The organism is Streptomyces sp. SLBN-118 (genome assembly GCF_006715635.1).
GTDB lineage: Bacteria > Actinomycetota > Actinomycetes > Streptomycetales > Streptomycetaceae > Streptomyces.
Map to the genome: position 1 here is coordinate 214,064 of NZ_VFNP01000002.1, position 17,262 is coordinate 231,325.

The 17,262-nt window shown below is 67.3% G+C and carries 12 protein-coding genes and 2 pseudogenes; 6 read left to right on the plus strand and 8 right to left on the minus strand.

Annotated features, from left to right (window positions below; all coding sequences use genetic code 11):
- Positions 1–332 precede the first annotated feature (332 nt).
- The gene (locus FBY35_RS19445) at positions 333–680 is read right to left on the minus strand and encodes a hypothetical protein (protein ID WP_142215296.1); all 348 of its coding nucleotides are present in this window, start codon (positions 678–680) and stop codon (positions 333–335) included.
- 215 nt (positions 681–895) lie between these two features.
- Between FBY35_RS19445 and FBY35_RS19450 the strand changes: the two genes are divergently transcribed.
- Complete coding sequence (locus tag FBY35_RS19450) at positions 896–1,837, plus strand: hypothetical protein (protein WP_142215297.1); 942 nt, start codon at positions 896–898, stop codon at positions 1,835–1,837.
- Positions 1,838–2,195: 358 nt separating this feature from the next.
- Here the strand turns inward: FBY35_RS19450 and FBY35_RS19455 are convergent, their stop codons facing one another.
- Both FBY35_RS19455 and FBY35_RS19460 read right to left on the minus strand, forming a co-directional pair.
- Positions 2,196–3,917 carry an acyl-CoA dehydrogenase family protein gene (locus FBY35_RS19455; protein ID WP_142215298.1) on the minus strand — a complete coding sequence of 574 codons (1,722 nt, stop codon included), beginning with the start codon at positions 3,915–3,917 and terminating at the stop codon, positions 2,196–2,198.
- A gap of 109 nt (positions 3,918–4,026) precedes the next feature.
- Positions 4,027–4,584, minus strand: a complete 558-nt coding sequence (locus tag FBY35_RS19460) for a PadR family transcriptional regulator (RefSeq protein ID WP_142215299.1) — start codon at positions 4,582–4,584, stop codon at positions 4,027–4,029.
- A gap of 253 nt (positions 4,585–4,837) precedes the next feature.
- Here FBY35_RS19460 and FBY35_RS19465 point away from each other — a divergent pair, with 253 nt between their 5' ends.
- The 4 genes and pseudogenes from FBY35_RS19465 to FBY35_RS19480 all read left to right on the plus strand — a co-directional run.
- A complete protein-coding gene (locus tag FBY35_RS19465) occupies positions 4,838–7,873 on the plus strand; it encodes an FAD-binding and (Fe-S)-binding domain-containing protein (protein WP_142215300.1) in 3,036 nt (1,011 codons plus the stop codon).
- 47 nt (positions 7,874–7,920) lie between these two features.
- The gene (locus tag FBY35_RS19470; protein WP_142215301.1) at positions 7,921–9,723 is read left to right on the plus strand and encodes a thiamine pyrophosphate-requiring protein; all 1,803 of its coding nucleotides are present in this window, start codon (positions 7,921–7,923) and stop codon (positions 9,721–9,723) included.
- Between the two features lie 22 nt (positions 9,724–9,745).
- Complete coding sequence (locus tag FBY35_RS19475; RefSeq protein WP_142215302.1) at positions 9,746–10,876, plus strand: enolase C-terminal domain-like protein; 1,131 nt, start codon at positions 9,746–9,748, stop codon at positions 10,874–10,876.
- 623 nt (positions 10,877–11,499) lie between these two features.
- Positions 11,500–11,954, plus strand: a pseudogene (locus FBY35_RS19480) (transposase); the annotation flags it as partial.
- Between the two features lie 65 nt (positions 11,955–12,019).
- On the opposite strand, the gene FBY35_RS19485 reads toward FBY35_RS19480, so the two are convergent.
- Positions 12,020–13,198 carry a hypothetical protein gene (locus FBY35_RS19485; protein WP_142215303.1) on the minus strand — a complete coding sequence of 393 codons (1,179 nt, stop codon included), beginning with the start codon at positions 13,196–13,198 and terminating at the stop codon, positions 12,020–12,022.
- A 404-nt stretch (positions 13,199–13,602) separates the two neighbouring features.
- On the opposite strand from FBY35_RS19485, the gene FBY35_RS19490 reads away from it, so the two are divergent.
- Positions 13,603–15,009 (plus strand): hypothetical protein, encoded by a 1,407-nt coding sequence (locus tag FBY35_RS19490; RefSeq protein WP_142215304.1) that lies wholly within the window; start codon positions 13,603–13,605, stop codon positions 15,007–15,009.
- Between the two features lie 108 nt (positions 15,010–15,117).
- Here FBY35_RS19490 and FBY35_RS36140 read toward each other — a convergent pair whose 3' ends face one another.
- From FBY35_RS36140 to FBY35_RS38085, 4 genes and pseudogenes are all read right to left on the minus strand, one after another.
- Complete coding sequence (locus FBY35_RS36140) at positions 15,118–15,294, minus strand: hypothetical protein (RefSeq protein WP_160159294.1); 177 nt, start codon at positions 15,292–15,294, stop codon at positions 15,118–15,120.
- Positions 15,295–15,587: 293 nt separating this feature from the next.
- Positions 15,588–16,649 carry an IS630 family transposase gene (locus FBY35_RS19495; protein WP_142215305.1) on the minus strand — a complete coding sequence of 354 codons (1,062 nt, stop codon included), beginning with the start codon at positions 16,647–16,649 and terminating at the stop codon, positions 15,588–15,590.
- 177 nt (positions 16,650–16,826) lie between these two features.
- A complete protein-coding gene (locus FBY35_RS37295) occupies positions 16,827–17,018 on the minus strand; it encodes a hypothetical protein (protein WP_260848734.1) in 192 nt (63 codons plus the stop codon).
- Positions 17,019–17,038: 20 nt separating this feature from the next.
- Positions 17,039–17,233, minus strand: a pseudogene (locus FBY35_RS38085) (transposase); the annotation flags it as partial.
- Between the last annotated feature and the right edge of the window lie 29 nt (positions 17,234–17,262).

The following is a 17,262-nucleotide window of genomic DNA, read 5'->3' on the forward strand; positions in this document are numbered from 1 at the left end:
TCAGGAGGTCCGCCACCGCTGCCCGCACGGCGGCGCCGCTGGTGGTGCTGGGAGGTTCGGGTGCTCGAACAAGCCCCCGAGTTCGGTGAAGTGGGAGCTGGGATTTCGCTGTGGCCAAATGCCTTCCGGGCACTGGATGCGCTGGTGGGGGTAGGGGCGCAGATCAAGGAGCGGGTCCTGCGCAACGTGACCGGAGGCATCCGGAATCCGAAGGGTGTCTGGCTGTCACGCACCGACACTCAGGCATTGGAGAGGCGCTACGGACAATTCGCTGTCTTGCATCGGGCAGATCTGCTCGACGTCCTCTGCACATCTCTGCCCAGGCAGGCACTTCAGCTCCCGGCATAGCGGTGCGCCAGGTCCACGCAGACGGCACGGTTGTACACGACGGCGGGGAACTGCACGCCGACCTTGTGGTCGGCGCGGACGGCATCCGCAGCGCCGTGCGCGACTCGCTGTGGCCTACGGCATCCCCCCGGTACGCCGGCTACACCGCCTGGCGCATGGTCACCGACCCAGTGCCAGTCGGTGGTGGTGGCGAGACCTGGGGCCGGGACGAGCGCTTCGGCTACGCGCAACTTCCCGACCAGCGGGTCTACGCCTTCGGCGTTGCCACCGCACCGGAGGGTGCCGCCAGCGGAGGGCCGGCCGAACTGCGGCGCCGCTTCGCTGCCTGGCACGACCCCATCCCGGCCCTGCTCGGGGCGGCCGACGAAGCCGCGGTCCTGCACCACGACCCCCCTCTATGCGCTCCCGCGGCCGCCTCCGAGCGAAGGTCGCTTCCAGCTCCACCAACAGCGCGGCCACCAACAGCGCGGCCAGCAGCGGGCGCTGCTGGACCCAGCCTGGCCGCACAACTGGCAATACCTCTGCCGGTCTTGAAACACGGAACCTGGTGACCACCCGGCGCGACTGCCGGGCTGTCAGCCTGGCCATCAACAGCCCGAACAACCGAAACGGACCGTCGAAACAACCGACGGACCGTCACGAAAGGCGGCTACGGCCGACACCGCGCAGAAATCTCTTCCTCGATGACGGTCTGCGCGATCCTGTCACTCTCCAGCTCCGCTTCCAGAGCAGCGATATCTTGCCTCAACTGCTCGGCCCTGACCGGATCCGACTCGTTCCGAAGCCTGTTGTTCAGGAACGCAAGGCGCCTCTCTTCTTCTTCAATTTCTTTCGCGCCCAGAGCGTTTCTCCCACCCGTTGTGCGCAGCGGGTCGATAATCGCCTCGTGGGCACCGACGCCGATCTTGCCCGGGGCCGTGCGTGCTACGCCGCAGAGGCCTGGCTCGAGGCCTTCGAGTGCCTGAGTGCCGCCGACGGAGCCACATCGATGGGCCCCGACGACTTGGAGCTGCTGGCCAGATCCGCCTACATGCTCGGCCGCGACGACGAATACGTGGCCGGGCTGGAGCGGGCGCATGCGATGTGGCTGAAGGCCGGCGACGTACCCCGAGCCGTCCGCTGCGCGGTTTGGATCGGCCACAGCATGCTGTTCCGGGGCCACGGCACGCGGGCGAGCGGCTGGTTCTCCCTCGGTGAGCGGCTCCTGAAGGCTGACGGGCGGGATTGCGTCGAACGCGGGTATCTGCTCATCCCCGTGTGGCTGAGCCAGATGGGCGGGGGTGACTGGCAGTCCGGCCACGCGACGGCGAGCGAGGCCGCCGAGGTCGGCGAGCGGTTCGGCGACGCAGATCTGGTGTGGCTGGCACGCGACGAGCAGGGCCGGGCTCTGGTAAACCTCGGCCGTGTGCGCGAGGGCCTGCGCCTGGTGGACGAGACGCTCGCGAGGTCGACTCGGAGAACGCACTCGCCGACCGTCCACTCGGCCTGAAGCCGTCGCCGGCGCCTGTCACCTACTAGGCTCTCTCGTGCCGCCGGGCGGCTGCCCGCCCGGCGGCACGTACTGCACCCTGCCGCTCGTCTCACTCACCTCGTGGGCGAGAGCGGCAGATCTCCGGTGAGTGCGAGCTTTCCGTCCGGGCCAATGGTCCAGCTCGGTCCCGACGGCGGGGTGGTGCCCGTTCGAAGTCTCACTCAGCACCGCCGGGCGCAAACGCCTCGCAGAGCGCCGGTGCATGGGGTCTGGTCCCGGGTCGCACCCCGGCTGCCCGCCGCCGAGCCGCGGGGAGCGCCTTGGCTTGCGGCGCCCCTGCGGGCCTCGCGGGCGGGCAGCCCGGCTTGCTCCGTTGTTACGGCGCCATCTCGTACGCCCCGGACAACGCCTCGACCCGCTCCCAGACGCGCGCCGAGCGGGCGTCGTCGACGACCGGACGCCGAACCGCGGCCAGCGCCCAGCGCTGCTGTTCCTCGGTGGCGGAGTCCTTGCCGTGCAGTTCGACGGCGTGCGCGGAGAAATCGCGTACGAGGACGGCGAACAGTTCGTCGAGCACGTCCTCGTCCAGGCCGGTCAGGCGTGCCTGCTCCAGGATCAGCTGGCCGTGCACGACGAGCGCGAACAGCTGGCCGACGGCAAGGAGAAGATCGAGGTCGCGGCTCTGCTCCTCATCGGGGGCGGCGGCGGTGACGATCTCGCACAGGGCGTCCGCCTGCTCCCGGAAGCGCCCGACGTTGGGTACATCGGCGTACGCGTCGTAGGCGGGGCGCCAGTCGTGGAACTGTACGGAGCCCAGACCGCGGGCCGGTCCCTGCCCAAAGAGGAACGTGTCGTCGGCCGCGTCGAGGCGGGTCGGCACGGGCGCGTACTCGGCCGGACGCAGCAGGTGGTTGCGCATGAACTTGAGGATCAGCGCGAGGTTGACGTGGACCGTGCCTTCCAGCTTGGGCAGTCCCCGGATCTCGGTGGCGGCCTGGGCGAAGTAGGTGTCCTTCTCAAAGCCCTTGGCGGCGATGACGTCCCACATCAGGTCGATGACCTTCTCGCCCTCGGTGGTCACCTTCATCTTCGTCATCGGGTTGAAGAGCAAGTAGCGGCGGTCGTCGGGTCCGGCGGAGCGGAAGTAGTCGACGGCGCGGTCGCTGAACAGCTTCATGCCGACGAGGCGGACGTACGCATCGGTCAGCTCGCGGCGAACGTGCGGGAATGCGCTGACGGGGCGGCCGTAGAGGATGCGATTGTGCGCGTGGGTGACGGCCTCGTACATCGCGTGTTCACAGATGCCTATCGAGGCCGTGCAGAGGTTGAACTTGCCGACGTTGACGGTGTTGAGGGCGGCGTCGAAGGCGGCGCGGCCGGTGTGCAGTATGTCGTCCGGGCCGACCGGGTAGTTGTCGAGGCGGAATTCGCTGACGTACTTCGAGGAGTCGACGACGTTCTTGACGAGGTGGTACGCCGGGTGACGGCTGTCGGCGGCGAAGAAGACGTAGCCGTCGGGGCCCTCGATGTCGGTGCGGCGGCCGAAGACGGAGACGAGACCGGCGGCGTTTCCGTTGCCGATGTAGTACTTGGAGCCGCTGGCCCGGAAGCCGCCGTCGCCGTCGGGCTCCAGAAGCATGTCGGTGGAGTAGATGTCGGCGCCGTGAGTCTTCTCCGACAGGCCGAAGGCGAACACCTCGCCCTGGGAGAGGAGTTCGGCCGCGCGGGTGCGGGCGGCGGCGTTGTCGCTCTGCCAGACCGGGCCGAGACCGAGGATGGTGACCTGCCAGGCGTACCAGTAGTCGAGCCCGTAGAAGCCGAAGATCTCGTTGAGGGCGGCGATCCGGGCGGTGTCCCACCGCTTGTCGTGCCGCTGGTCGGCGTCGGAGGCTGGAGTGAGGAAGGTCGCGAACAGCCCTTCCTTGGCGGAGAACGCGAGGAAATCCGCCAGCCAGGCACGGGAGCGATAGTCCTCGATCAGCCTGCGCTTGCCGCGATCTTCGAACCAGTCGACGGTGGCGCGCAGCAGCCTGCGGGTCTCGGGGTCGAAGTGCGCCGGGTCGTAGGTCCGCGGGTTGAACAGCAGCGGGTGGACCATGGATGTTCGCCTTTCGGCTTGAGAGTTGAGGGTTGGCGGGCTGGAGAGTGCATCAGGTGCGGGACGGTGAACGGAGTCGTCGGGGCGGGCGGTGACGCGTCGCTCGGTTTCAGCGCTCGGCACCGAGCCGGTGGAGGGTCGCGAGTACGTCGTCGAGCCAGGCGAGCGTCATCCGCTCGTACGCGATGCCGCCGCGCAGCACGACATGCTGGAGTTCCTGCCCGGCGTCGGGCGTTTTGGGGGCCCTGGGTCCGGTGAAGTCACGCAGTTCCCCCGCGAGGTAGTGCGCGAGGCGGCGGGTATGCGTCTGGTGGTGCCGCTCGACCTCGCGGATCAGGACGGCCGGGTCGTCGAAGGCCGCGCCACGGATCTTCACGGCGAGGTCGTGTCGGACACTCTCGGGTTCGATCGGCTCGTGCAGCCATTGGGCGAGGGCGGCGCGGCCGGGCGGGGCGACGGAGTACTCCTTCTTGTCTGGCCGGGCCTGCTGCGGCACCTCGCGGACGTCGATCCAGCCACCGCTCTCCATACGCTTGAGGACGCGGTAGATCTGCTGATGGGTGGCGGTCCAGAAGTAGCCGATGGACCGCTCGAACCGCCGGGCCAACTCATAGCCGGAGCCCGGCTGCTCCAGCAGAGAGACGAGGATCGCGTGTTCGAGCGCCATGCCCCGATCTTTCTATGCAACTCGTTGCATAGACAAGTGGGCGCCGTCCCGGTGAGACACGGCTCACCCCGGAGGCCGGGCGGAGCTGCAGCGCACACGGGCTCACGGAGGGGGACGGTCGGCCGAAGAGGTCCAGCAGATCCTCGGGCGGTGCTGCCCTGCCGGTGCCAGCTGACCGCGGCTGTCAGGGCCACGACGGTTTTCGATGGCGGTGCACGGGTACCCGGGCGACCGAAGGGAGTGAGGGCCAGCGATGGACGTGGCTGCCCTGGAGAAGGCCCTGCGCAGCCGCATCGAGGGGGAAGTGCGCTTCGATGCGGGGAGCCGCGGTGCGTATGCCACCGACGCTTCGAACTACCGCCAGGTGCCGATCGGTGTGGTCGTCCCGCGCAGTACGGAAGCCGGGGCGTCCACGGTCGCGGTGTGCGCGGAGTTCGGTGCCCCCGTGCTCTCCCGGGGCGGTGGGACCAGTCTGGGCGGCCAGTGCACCAACACTGCGGTCGTCATCGACTGGACCAAGTACTGCGACGGCCTGGTGGCTGTCGATGCCGAGCGGCGCACCTGCACGGTCGAGCCGGGCATCGTCCTCGACGAGCTGAACCGCCGACTCCTGCCTCACGGACTGCAGTTCGGGCCCAAGCCCTCCACGCACAGCCACTGTTCGCTCGGCGGCATGATCGGGAACAACTCGTGCGGCGGCTCGGCCCAGGCGTACGGCAAGACCGTGGACAACATCCGGCGGCTGGAGATCCTGACCTACGACGGGACGCGCTGCTGGGTCGGTCCCACCTCGGACGAGGAGTACGCACAGATCGTCGCCGCCGGGGGACGGCGGGCCGAGCTGTACCGAGGGCTGCGGGAGATCATCGACCATCACAGGGCCGAAGTCCGGCGCGGCTACCCCCGCATCCCGCGCCGCGTCTCCGGGTACAACCTCGACTCCCTGCTGCCCGAGAACGGCTTCGACCTCGCCCGTGCGCTCGTGGGTAGCGAAGGAACACTGGTCACGGTTCTTCACGCCGAACTGGACCTGGTGCCGGTCCCAGCGGCGGAGGCCATGGTGGTGCTGGGCTACAGCGACATCTGCGCCGCCGCCGACGAGGTCCCCAGGCTGCTGGAGCACAGCAGTCCGACCCAGCTGGAAGCTCTTGACGGCCGGATGGCGCAGCTCATGCGTGAGGAGCACGCATACCTCGAGTCCCTGGACAGCTTCCCCGAAGGGGAGAGCTGGCTGTTGCTGCAGTTCAGCGGCGCGAGCCAGGAAGACGCGGACTCCCAGGCGCGGGATGCGCTCAGGGCCGTCGACCGGTGTGAGGACGACACATCGGTGGCATTCTCCGACGACCCGGCGCGCGAGCACAGAATGCTCAAAGCGCGCGAAGCCGGTCTCGGAGTGACCGCCCGACCGCCGGACGACCGGGAGACGTGGGAGGGCTGGGAGGATTCCGCTGTGCCTCCGGACCGGCTCGGAGACTATCTGCGCGATCTGAAGCGGCTCTTCGCGGACTTCGACCTCGACCACCCTTCCCTGTACGGGCACTTCGGACAGGGGTGCGTCCACACCCGTATCCCCTTCGATCTCACCAGCGCGGAGGGAGTCGCAGCCTTTCGCGCCTTCCTGTTCAAGGCCGCCGATCTCGTCGCGTCCTACGGAGGATCCTTGTCCGGAGAACACGGCGACGGCCAGGCCCGCGGCGAACTCCTGCCACGCATGTTCGGCGCAGAGCTGGTCGCTGCCTTCCGTCAGGTCAAGCAGCTCTTCGATCCCGACAACCGGATGAACCCCGGCAAGGTCGTGACCCCCCGCAGGGCGGACGAGGATCTGCGGCTGGGCCCGCAGTGGCGCCCCAACAGCCATGACACCCACTTCGGGTACCCCCACGACAAAGGCTCCTTCAGCCGGGCCGTGATGCGCTGTGTCGGCATCGGCAACTGCCGCACACAGACGGGCGGCGTGATGTGCCCCTCGTACCGGGCCACCCGCGAAGAGGAACACTCCACCCGCGGCAGGGCCAGGCTGCTCTTCGAGATGCTCGACGGGCACGCAGACTCGGCCGTCACGGACGGCTGGCGCTCGACCGAGGTCCGCGATGCCCTCGATCTCTGCCTGGCCTGCAAGGGCTGCAAGTCCGACTGCCCGGTCGGCGTCGATATGGCCACGTACAAGGCCGAGTTCCTCTCGCACCACTACGAGGGACGACTGCGACCCGCAGCTCACTACTCGATGGGATGGCTCCCGCTGTGGGCACGGCTTTCCCGGCTCGCACCCCGGCCGGTCAACGCCGCACTGCATGCCCCCGGGCTGGCACGCATCGGAAAGGGGCTGGCGGGCGTGACATCACAGCGCGAAGCCCCCGTCTTCGCGCAGGAGTCGTTCACCCAGTGGTGGCGTTCGCACAGCGCCCAGGAGCCGGACCCGGCCGACTCGCGGGCTGTCCTGCTGTGGCCGGACACGTTCACCAACTACTTCCACCCCCACATCGCCATGTCGGCGGTACGGGTGCTGGAGGACGCGGGTTTCCGGGTCGCCGTTCCCGGCCGGACGGTCTGCTGCGGCCTGACGTGGATCTCCACGGGCCAACTGGGCACAGCGAAACGAGTACTTGGCCGCACCCTCGACGTACTGCGCCCCTGGCTCGACTCCGGCACTCCCATCGTCGGCCTGGAACCGTCGTGCACAGCTGTCTTCCGCGCCGACGCGCCGGAGTTGATGCCCGACGACCAGGATGTGCAGCGTCTCTCACGGCAGTTCCGCACCTTCGCCGAACTGCTACTCAATGAAACCTCCCCCAACTGGCGACCGCCGCAGCTGACCCGGCCCGCCACAGTACAAACGCACTGCCATCAGCACGCCGTCATGGCCTACGACGCCGACCGCGAGCTCATGCGCCGAGCGGGTCTCGACGCCGACGTGCTCGACGCCGGCTGCTGCGGACTCGCCGGCAACTTCGGCTTCGAACGAGGACACCACGATCTGTCGTTGGCCGTCGGCGAACAGGGCGTACTCCCGGCCGTGCGGAACTGCGCGCCGAACGCACTCGTGATCGCAGACGGGTTCAGCTGCCGCACGCAGATCGAACAGAGCAGCACCGGACGACGCGCTATGCATCTCGCGGAAGCACTGGCCCTGAGTCTCGACCCGCACGCTCCGGCCGATCACCCCGAAAAGCTGATCGCCCGCCCCACCGTCTCCCGCACCGACGCCCGCCTGGTCACGGCGTCAGGACTCGCCGCACTCGGCGCCACGGCAGCAAGCACCTACCTCGCCCTGCGCCGACTGCGCAGGTGAGCTGGGCGTACGGCCACCAGACCATCGTCGACAAGAGAGGAATTCCGGTGTCTGTCAAGGTCTCCGACTACATACTGCAAAGGCTGCGCGAGTGGGGCGTCGAGCTCGTGTTCTCGTACCCGGGCGACGGAATCAACGGCCTGCTCGCCGCATGGGGACGAGCCGACAACACGCCCCGGTTCATCCAGTCGCGTCATGAAGAGATGTCCGCGTTCGAAGCGGTCGGCTATGCAAAGTTCTCCGGCCGGGTGGGTGTGTGCGCGGCTACGTCCGGGCCCGGCGCGATCCATCTCCTCAACGGCCTCTACGACGCCAAACTCGACCATGTGCCCGTCGTCGCGATCGTCGGCCAGACCAACCGCAGCGCCATGGGCGGCTCCTATCAGCAGGAGGTCGATCTGCTGAGTCTGTACAAGGATGTCGCATCCGGCTTCTGCGAAATGGTGACCACACCCGAGCAGCTCCCGAACGTCATCGATCGTGCCATGCGGACCGCATACGCCAGGCGGACGGTGACAGCCGTCATCGTCCCTGCCGATGTGCAGGAGCTCGACTACGCCTCGCCGCAGCACGAGTTCAAGATGGTTCCTTCCAGTCTGGGCATGGCGCCCTACGCTCCCGTGCCGGCACAGTCCGAGATCACACGTGCTGCGGAGTTGCTCAACCAGGGTGAGAAGGTTGCCGTGCTGGTCGGCCAAGGAGCACGCGGTGCACGGGAACAGATCGATCAACTTGCCGACACACTGGGCGCGGGAGTGGCCAAGGCGCTGCTCGGCAAGGATGTGCTGCCGGACGACCTGGCGTATGTGACGGGCTCCATCGGCCTGCTGGGCACGCGCCCTTCGTACGAACTCATGCGGGACTGCGACACCTTGCTCGTCGTGGGATCCAGCTTCCCGTACACCCAATTCATGCCGGAGTTCGGCCAGGCGCGCGCGGTGCAGATCGACATCGATCCATTCATGATCGGCCTCCGCTATCCCTTCGAGATCAATCTGGTCGGCGACTCACGAGAGACGCTGGACCGCCTGCTGCCCCAGCTGAAGCGAAAGAAGCACCGTTCGTGGCGCAAGAAGATCGAGAAGGACACCGCGCGTTGGTGGGAGGTGATGGCGCGCCGCGCAGGAGTGGAGGCTGATCCGATCAACCCGGAGTACGTGGTTCACACCCTGGACCAACTGCTACCCGACCACGTGATGCTGACCTCGGACTCGGGCTCGGCCGCCAACTGGTATGCCCGCCACCTTCGTATGCGCGGCTCGATGCGCGGCTCACTCTCCGGGACCCTGGCGACCATGGGACCGGGTGTGCCATACGCGATCGGTGCCAAGTTCGCACATCCGGAGCGTCCCGCGATCGCTCTGGTCGGTGACGGCGCCATGCAGATGAACGGCCTCGCCGAGATGATCACCGCCGCCAAGTACTGGCAGCAGTGGCAAGACCCGCGGCTGATCGTGGCCGTACTCAACAACCAGGACCTCAACCAGGTCACTTGGGAGATGCGGGCCATGGAAGGCGCCCCGCAGTTCCTGCCCTCGCAGGCGATTCCGGACGTCCTCTACGCAGACTTCGCCCGGTCCATCGGGCTCGGCGGCGAACGTGTCGAGAAACCCAGCGACGTCGAGGGCGCCTGGCGCCGGGCCCTGGACGCGGACCGGCCCTTCGTGATCGATTTCCGTACCGATCCGGCCGTGCCGCCCATTCCGCCGCACGCGACGCTCGACCAGATCGAGGCGGCCACCGGCGCGATCCTCAAGGGGGACAGCGACCGCGCCGCCATGGTCCGGCAGGGTCTGAAGGCGAAGGTGCAGGAGCTGCTTCCGGGTGGCCGTCACCGAGGGACCCACTGACAGAGCGGGAGAGCACAGGGCCATGAGCGCATCAGCCGCCGAACGCGGCGAGAAGCCGGAGGTGCAGGCCGTCGACGTCGCCGTGTACACCGTTCCCACCGATGCGCCCGAGGGCGACGGGACTCTGACCTGGGACTCGACGACGCTCGTCCTCGTACGTGTGCGTTCAGGGCGAACCGAGGGACTCGGCTATACCTATGGCGCCCCGGCCACCGCGCAGGTGATCAGCGGTCAGTTGGCGGACATCGTCGTCGGCCGGTGTGCTTGGGACGTCCCGGCCGTGCACGAGGCAATGAGCCGAGGGGTGCGCAACGCCGGCCGGCCGGGGCTGATCGCGGGAGCGATCTCGGCCGTCGACGTCGCCCTGTGGGACCTCAAGGCGCGCCTGCTGGGGCTTCCGCTCGTGCGCCTGCTCGGCGCGAGCCGGGCAGAGGTTCCGGTCTACGGCAGCGGCGGCTTCACCACCTACGGTCACCAGCAACAGGACCGCCAGTTGCGCACCTGGTACGAGGAACAGGGCATCACCCGCGTCAAGATCAAGATCGGGGAGTCGTGGGGCGCGGCCCAGGACCGGGACAGCGATCGGGTCGCGCGCGCCCGTGCGAGCATCGGGGACAACGCGGAGCTGTATGTGGACGCCAACGGCGCGTACACACGTAAGCAGGCGATCCGCATGGCCACTCACCTTGAGGCCCATGGCGTCAGCTGGTTCGAGGAACCCGTCTCTTCCGACGACCTGAGCGGGCTGGCGCAGATCCGGGCTGCGATCACCGCCGACGTGGCCGCCGGCGAATACGGCTACTCCCTGGCGTACTTCCAGCACATGCTCGCCGCCGGCGCGGTGGACTGTTTGCAGGCCGATGTCACCCGATGCGGTGGGATCACCGTCTGGCTACGGACCGCAGCCCTCGCAGAGGCGAACGGACTGCAGCTCTCCGGGCACTGCGCACCTCATCTGCACGCCCATGCCGCAGCATCGGTGCCCAATCTGCGACATCTCGAGTGGTTCCATGATCACGCGCGCATCGAGACGCTGTTCTTCACCGGAGCGCTCGACCCCGTGGGCGGAACACTCCGTCCCGGAGCGGATGGAAGAGCGGGACACGGTCTGAGACTGCGCAGTGAGGTGGCTGAGCCATACCGCACCGGCTAAAACGGCCCCCGCACCGGTGCTGAAAGGAGTGGCCGAGACCGTGTGATCAGCACCGCTTCGCCGGTGACCCACCGGGGCACGAGCCCCGATGGGCCACCGGCGCATGGCCGGGGGAGGGTGCGACGCACCGTGGTACCCCTGTGCCCGGGTGTGGGGAGCCTGTGCTTCACCCTGCTGGCGCTGCCAGCCTCCCGCACCCCGCCGCAACCATCAGCGGGATAGGCCAGCGCAAGGCGGCGGTGGCTGTTCTCGTCGGGCAAACGCGTGATCACCGGGGCGGTACCGCTGCCGTACGGCTCCGAGGCCAGGAACCACTTGCCGGTGAGCGGCGCGCGGCAACCTCACGCTCCTCCAGGCCTCCGCCATCACCGACGGGGGCGCTAGTCTTCCGCAGATTGCTGAGCTTGCCGTCGTCGGTGCGGATTGATTGCCTGGTTGCCGCCGCCGAGGGGCCTCGCCGTTTCGCTCGGGTACGGAGGCTGTTGAGGCGGAAACGCGAAAGCGCCTTCCTGACCTGGGACGATGAACCTTGCTGAGGGGTTCTGTCGGTCCAGACGGAGGGCACTTTCTAGGTGCAGAGTATCGGGTTGCCTCCCAAGGTCCAGGTCAGTGCAGATGGTGGTTTCGGCTACCACCCGCTGCTGTGCTTCCTGGCCAACACCGGCGAAGCACTGTCCGGCCGGCTGCGGCCCGGGAACGCCGGCGCCACCACCGCGAGCGACCACATCACGGTGCTCGACCAGGCACTCGCCCACATCCCCGACGCCCAGCGCCACGGCACCGACATCCTCATCCGCACCGAGAGCGCCGGATCCGCGATTGCCTTCCTCACCCACATCCGCGACCTGCGCAAACGAGGAATCGGTGCCTCTTCTCAGTCGGATACGCCATCACCGAGCCGCTCCGCCGCGCTGTCCGGGCCATGCCCGCCCCCCTCTGGCACCCCGCCCTGAACCAGGACGGGACGCTGCGTGACGGGGCTGAGGTCGCTGAGCTGACCGGCATGGTCGACCTGACCGGCTATCCGACCGGCACCCGCATCATCGTGCGCCGCGAACGCCCGCACCCCGGAGCCCAGCCGCGATCAACCACTCCTCATCGCCTCAAGCCGAAACGGCGAGGCTGACTTCGCGGCATTGGGAGTTACAGCGAACGTTTTACAGTCCCGCCTGGGATAGGCAAGCGGCCGCCGGGCATAGTCCGCGCCGGTCTCTTCGCAGACTGTTCGTCTTCGCACCGGAACTGTGCCATGGGTGCGGCTGCCGGTAAGCGCGTAGTGCCTCGGTGGCTGGGGCTGCCGATGCCGCGGGCCATGAGGGCGGAAGGTCTTTCCCTCTTTCTCCCTGGTGGTTGCGCTGCTTCGTCGTCCCCGGGGCGGCGAGGCTCGGGCTTGTCCGGGCGGTGGGGCAGATACGCCACGGGTTGGCCGCGGCCCATCGCACGCTTGTTAGGGGGGCTGCCCGCCTCATCACCGTGCACCGGGCTGTTGTTCGGGTCCGATCCGTAGAACTGATCCAGCAGGAGCGAAGCTCCAAGAGCATGCTGGGTCAGTTTGCGCTGCGTCGCCTGAAGCGCGCGCAATCCGGCAGGAAGGCCGGCCGCACGGTGCTCCTGACTGTTTCGGGCGCCGCCTGGAACAGTCGTGACCCACAGGCTGTCGTGCGGGGGGCATTCGTTGCGATCCGTAGTCAGTCGGCGATGCGTGGCAAGCCAGCGCGCCAAAAGGCCGGCGCTGAGCGAGTCCAGCGGATACCACTCCCCTGCGACGCGTGCGCGAGGCAAAACACGGTCCAGTGCGATGTCACGTGGGCTCATGGTGTGCAGGTCTGCCAGGCCCCGGCGCGTGCATACGGCCAGCGCGATGACGGCAACGGAACGCTCCCAGGTCTCGGTGCGCATCTGGGCCGGGTGGTGGGCCGCCAGTAGCCGCAGCGTGCGGTGCGCCTCGACAGCTGACAGACGGGGAGCGCGCTGGGCCCGAGGACGTGGTAAACGCAGCGGGATCCCGCAGAAGCGAGAGAACGTGTTGACCGTAGTCGTACGGGCCGCCATGGAGTTGGCCGCGGCCGTGGAACGGGGCCCCGCGTGTCCAGCGCGCCGGCGAGTGGCTCCACTGCGGGCGGCGGCCATCCAAGCGTCGATGTTGGAGCGGTCGAGAAGGTCGTCAACGGTCAGACAGTCCTCTGCGCACTGCCGGAAAGAGCAGAGGAAGATCAGGTACTCGCTCAGGTAGGTACGGCGTTGGCTGCGAGTACTGCCCTTCGCGAAGGTGCCTAGAAACCGCTCGATGGCATCACGGGCGCCGCGTTCGGTGTTGGCCATGGGCCGCAGTATGAGTGGCTTCAGATGAGATTTTGAATGACTGCGAGAGCCTGATGTCGAAATAACAGTGATCAACGCCACCGCCGGTGTTTTCACCGAGCCGTTCGGCTCCCGCTCCCTGAGCTGGAAGCCTTACCCCGACAGCCTTCTATTATTTTTCAGCACATGGCTCCGGCATAGTCCAAAGATTTGTCGGTTATTTTTCTCATTGTCTTCCAATCGGGCGGATCCTCTTCCTTCGACGTGCGGAGGAACCAAATAGAGGGGACTATCAGTTTGTCTCTTCCGGGATTTACTCCGCTGCCGCGAGAGGAAATTCGATACCGGAACGGGGTCGTACATGGGGCCCCGGGCGCGCGCCAAACAGTGCCGAGAAAAGCATCCTTCAAGGAAAGGAAGAGAACATGCCAGGAACAGAAGCAGCGCAGGTGGCAATCGCGCAGAAGATCGCCGAAGAAGCCGGCCGGACCCTCGGCGGCACACACCGCCTCTCCCCAGTGGATGTCTCGGGAAGCGGCAACTTCCCGTACAACTACAAGACGTCCGACAACGTCTTCTACGACCAGACGTGGACCTACCTCAACCAGTTGATCGTGCCGAAGGGGGACGGGCTGGTTGGCTTCGGGGACGTCCTGGGCAACCGCTACGGCACGCTGCTCAACGCGCTCAACTTCGAGTTCTCCTCGGCCGACCGGACGAGGAAGAACCAGCAGGTCATCAACCAGATGCAGCTCGCGCAGGCCATCGTCTCGCAGTACGAGCAGATCTACGGCACCATCACGCAGCAGCAGCTCGATGTATCCGGCCAGTCCACGAAGGTCGACTACATCACCATGTACAAGCTGGGCCAGTGGGCCAAGCCCAATGTGCTGCGACTGACTGCTCAGAACATCGCGAACCTCACCGACGTGCTGCCGAACCTTCCGGCGTCGGCGCAGCCGCTGCTGTCTCCCATCACCTCATACCTGGAGGAGATGGTCTCCGTGCTGGGTGTGCTGAACAGCGCGGGCAACGCTTCGGTGCTGCTGAGCACGCTCAAGCGGAACGCTGGGCAGCCCAGCGCGGACAACGGCGGTCTGTACACCATGCCGGACGGAAGAACACACATCGGGTTCGAGATCGCCGAAGGACCGGAGACGATCCAGAGCGGGCTTCGCAACGACGGCGCCGCCTTCACCCTCACCATGTCGTCCACAGAAGCTCACGAGAACAACGTGCAGCTGAGTATCGGAGGGAAGGCGGCTGGTGTGATCCCTGTGATGAGCCTGATCGGGATCAGTGCCCAAGGCAGCGCCGAGTACAGCCTCCACGACCTCAACACCGAAGACAGCCGGTTCGAGGTCAGTATGACGTTCAAGGGAGTGACCGGCGTCTCCGTCAAGCCGACCAGCTTCTACCAGGACACCCAGAGTGGCTGGTGGAACCCCCAGCCCCTGCGCGAGGCCTTCGCCAACCACGGAAAGGACGTCAGCGGTTGGCAGTTCCAGCCGTACCCGACGGACGAGTCCTTCAGCATGATGAGCTACCTGGCGATCAGTCGACCGCCCGACGTGACGGTCAACTTCAGCAGCGGTAAGGCGAGCTCCCATGCCAGGAGCCTGCAGGCCGAGGGCAAGCTCGCCATCTCCTTCCTGGGCGTGCAACTGCTCAGCGGCACCCAGCACTACAAGTCCGCGGAAATGAGCGAGACCAGCGGCAGCGAGGGGTACTCCATCACCTTCACCCCCGCGGCCGCCGCCGGCGGAGCGCTCGACCAGCGCGCCTACGTGCTCGGCGCCCAGGTGGAAAACCCCCTCAAGCAGGGCTCGTAGCGCTGGGCTGGCGCCAGGTATCGCAAGCCACACGCACCACGAGACCGGCGGGGGCCGCCCCCATCCGCAGCCTGCGGATGGGGGCGGCCCCCGCGACCCAGCCCGGGCTCACTGCCCCACGACCGTGGTCCGAACCACCACGGGAAGGCACATCAGTGAAGCCAGTTCCATCAGGCTGGCAGCCTTCTCCAGTGCCCCTTTCTGCGCCTGCGTCAGTCCGCCGGGTGCACGCTTGAATTCCTCCCGGACTTCGGTCAGTAGTTTCCTCGCGCCCCAATCAGGCATGTCACGTCCGTGCGGAGGATGAGTCTTGCCAGCAAGACTTACTCCCAGCATCTCGGAGAATCATCACGGCCCTATCGTAGTCGCGCTCACTAACAGTCATGATCACTCCTTCGGAGAATCGTGAATTCTGGCCATCCAAGAGCAGGGTTGATTTCCCGAATAGGAAAGCCAGACGTACATGTGCCACCGTATGACTTGCATGCAGTAGTGTCACTTCTTCATGCAATATTAGAAATAGCCGACATCGTCCGACTGTGATTACTGAGATTTGACTCGTGGTGTCGTGCCGTTGTTCAGGCGGGTCTGATGGTCAGGCCCGTCTCGGCGAGGCAGCCGTCTATGAGCTCGCTGCGGTACTGGATGTGCCGTAGGCCGCGCCGGATGGGCTGGACGAGGTGCTCGGGGGTGCTGAAGGCGACGTTGGAGAGCCAGCCGCGTCGCAGGAGGGACCAGATCCCCTCGACGGGGTTGAGGTCGGGCGCATAGGGCGGCAGGTAGTAGATGGTAAGCCAGTCCCGGGCTTCGGCGAACTTCCGCAGATCGGCGGTCTTGTGGACGTTGAGGTTGTCCCAGACGAGCACGATCGGGCCGCCGAGCTGTTGGTGGGCGGCGATCAGCAGGTCCCGGTAGTCGCGCCAGGAGAAGCTCTTGCGCCCGTCGCGACGGCCGTCGTCCCGGCGGGGCCGGTAGATCAGCCTGGAGCGGTGACCGGGTTTGTAGCAGGTCAGCGCGGCGATGGAGACCCGTCTGCGGGAACGGCCCCGCACCCGCACCACCGGGGTCCGGCCGCGCAGTGACCAGGTCTTCGCCTGCGGCGGCGTCATGGAGAATCCGGCTTCGTCCTCGAAGACGAGCTCCACGGGCCGCCGCGAGTCTTCCGCGCAGGGCCACACCTCCTTGACCCACCCGGCAACCGCATCGTCGTCCCGTTCCATGGCCCGTCGGGCCGGGACCTGGCAGGACCAGCCGTTACGTACCAGCAGCTTCCGCACTCCCTGGATCGTGTAGGCCAGGTGGAAGCGCCGGCCGATCACCGTCTTGATCCGTGCCAGTGTCCAGCGCTGGTCCTCCCAGCCGTGCGCGGCAGGCCCCTTGGCAAGCTCACGCTCCAGCTGCGTGAACTGCTTCTGGCTCAGCCTCGGCAGCGACGCCGGCCCCTGCGACCGCAGAGCCCGCGGACCGCCCTCCTCCCACGTTTGCCGCCACCGCTGCACCGACCGGACGCTGACCCGCAGGTCCTTGGCGATCACCGCACTCGCCTCGCCCTGAGCGAACCGCTCGGCTGCCTGGAGCCGTAACTCCTCACGGAACTCCTGTCGTTCGGCGGTCAGCCCGCCCCCTTGTGGATACCGCATGCCACCGGTGATACCGCAGCGGACGACCGGCCGTCAGCCGCTACGACACCACCAGTTCAACCTCAGTAACGGGTGTAGCGGTGGCGGCGGACCAGGACGGCGGCGCGTCCGGGCCGGTGTCCGTCGGGGGTGTCGTCGGGCTGGATGTCGAGCATGGCACGGCGAGGTCGGTGACGGTCAGTCGGCCGACGGCAGTGTCCACACGGTGGTCGGTGCGGACGGCCAGGGCGCAGCCGAAGCCGAGTGGGCTGTGCGGCGCAGTTTCCTGCCGCCGTAGACCTCGTCGCCGGCCAGCCATCGTGCCTGTATGCCCAGGTCACGGGCGCGAGTGAGGAGGGTGGCGGCGATCTGGGGTTCGGTCGCGAACATGACGTCGTCGGGGACATGGGTGAGCAGGCGTCTTTCTCGTCGGCAGCCCACTCGGCGCCGCGGTACAGGGCCCGGTCGATCGGGGCGTGCCCGTGCCGGCTGGCGTAGGTGAGGTGGACGGCGACCTTGCACAGTCCGATACCGCCCAACGCTCCGGAGTATTGGCAGGCCGCGCCGACACAGTCCGTGGAGGACTTCTCGTCCCTTGTGATCATGCTCGGAGGACTCTGCCAGCTCGGCGGCC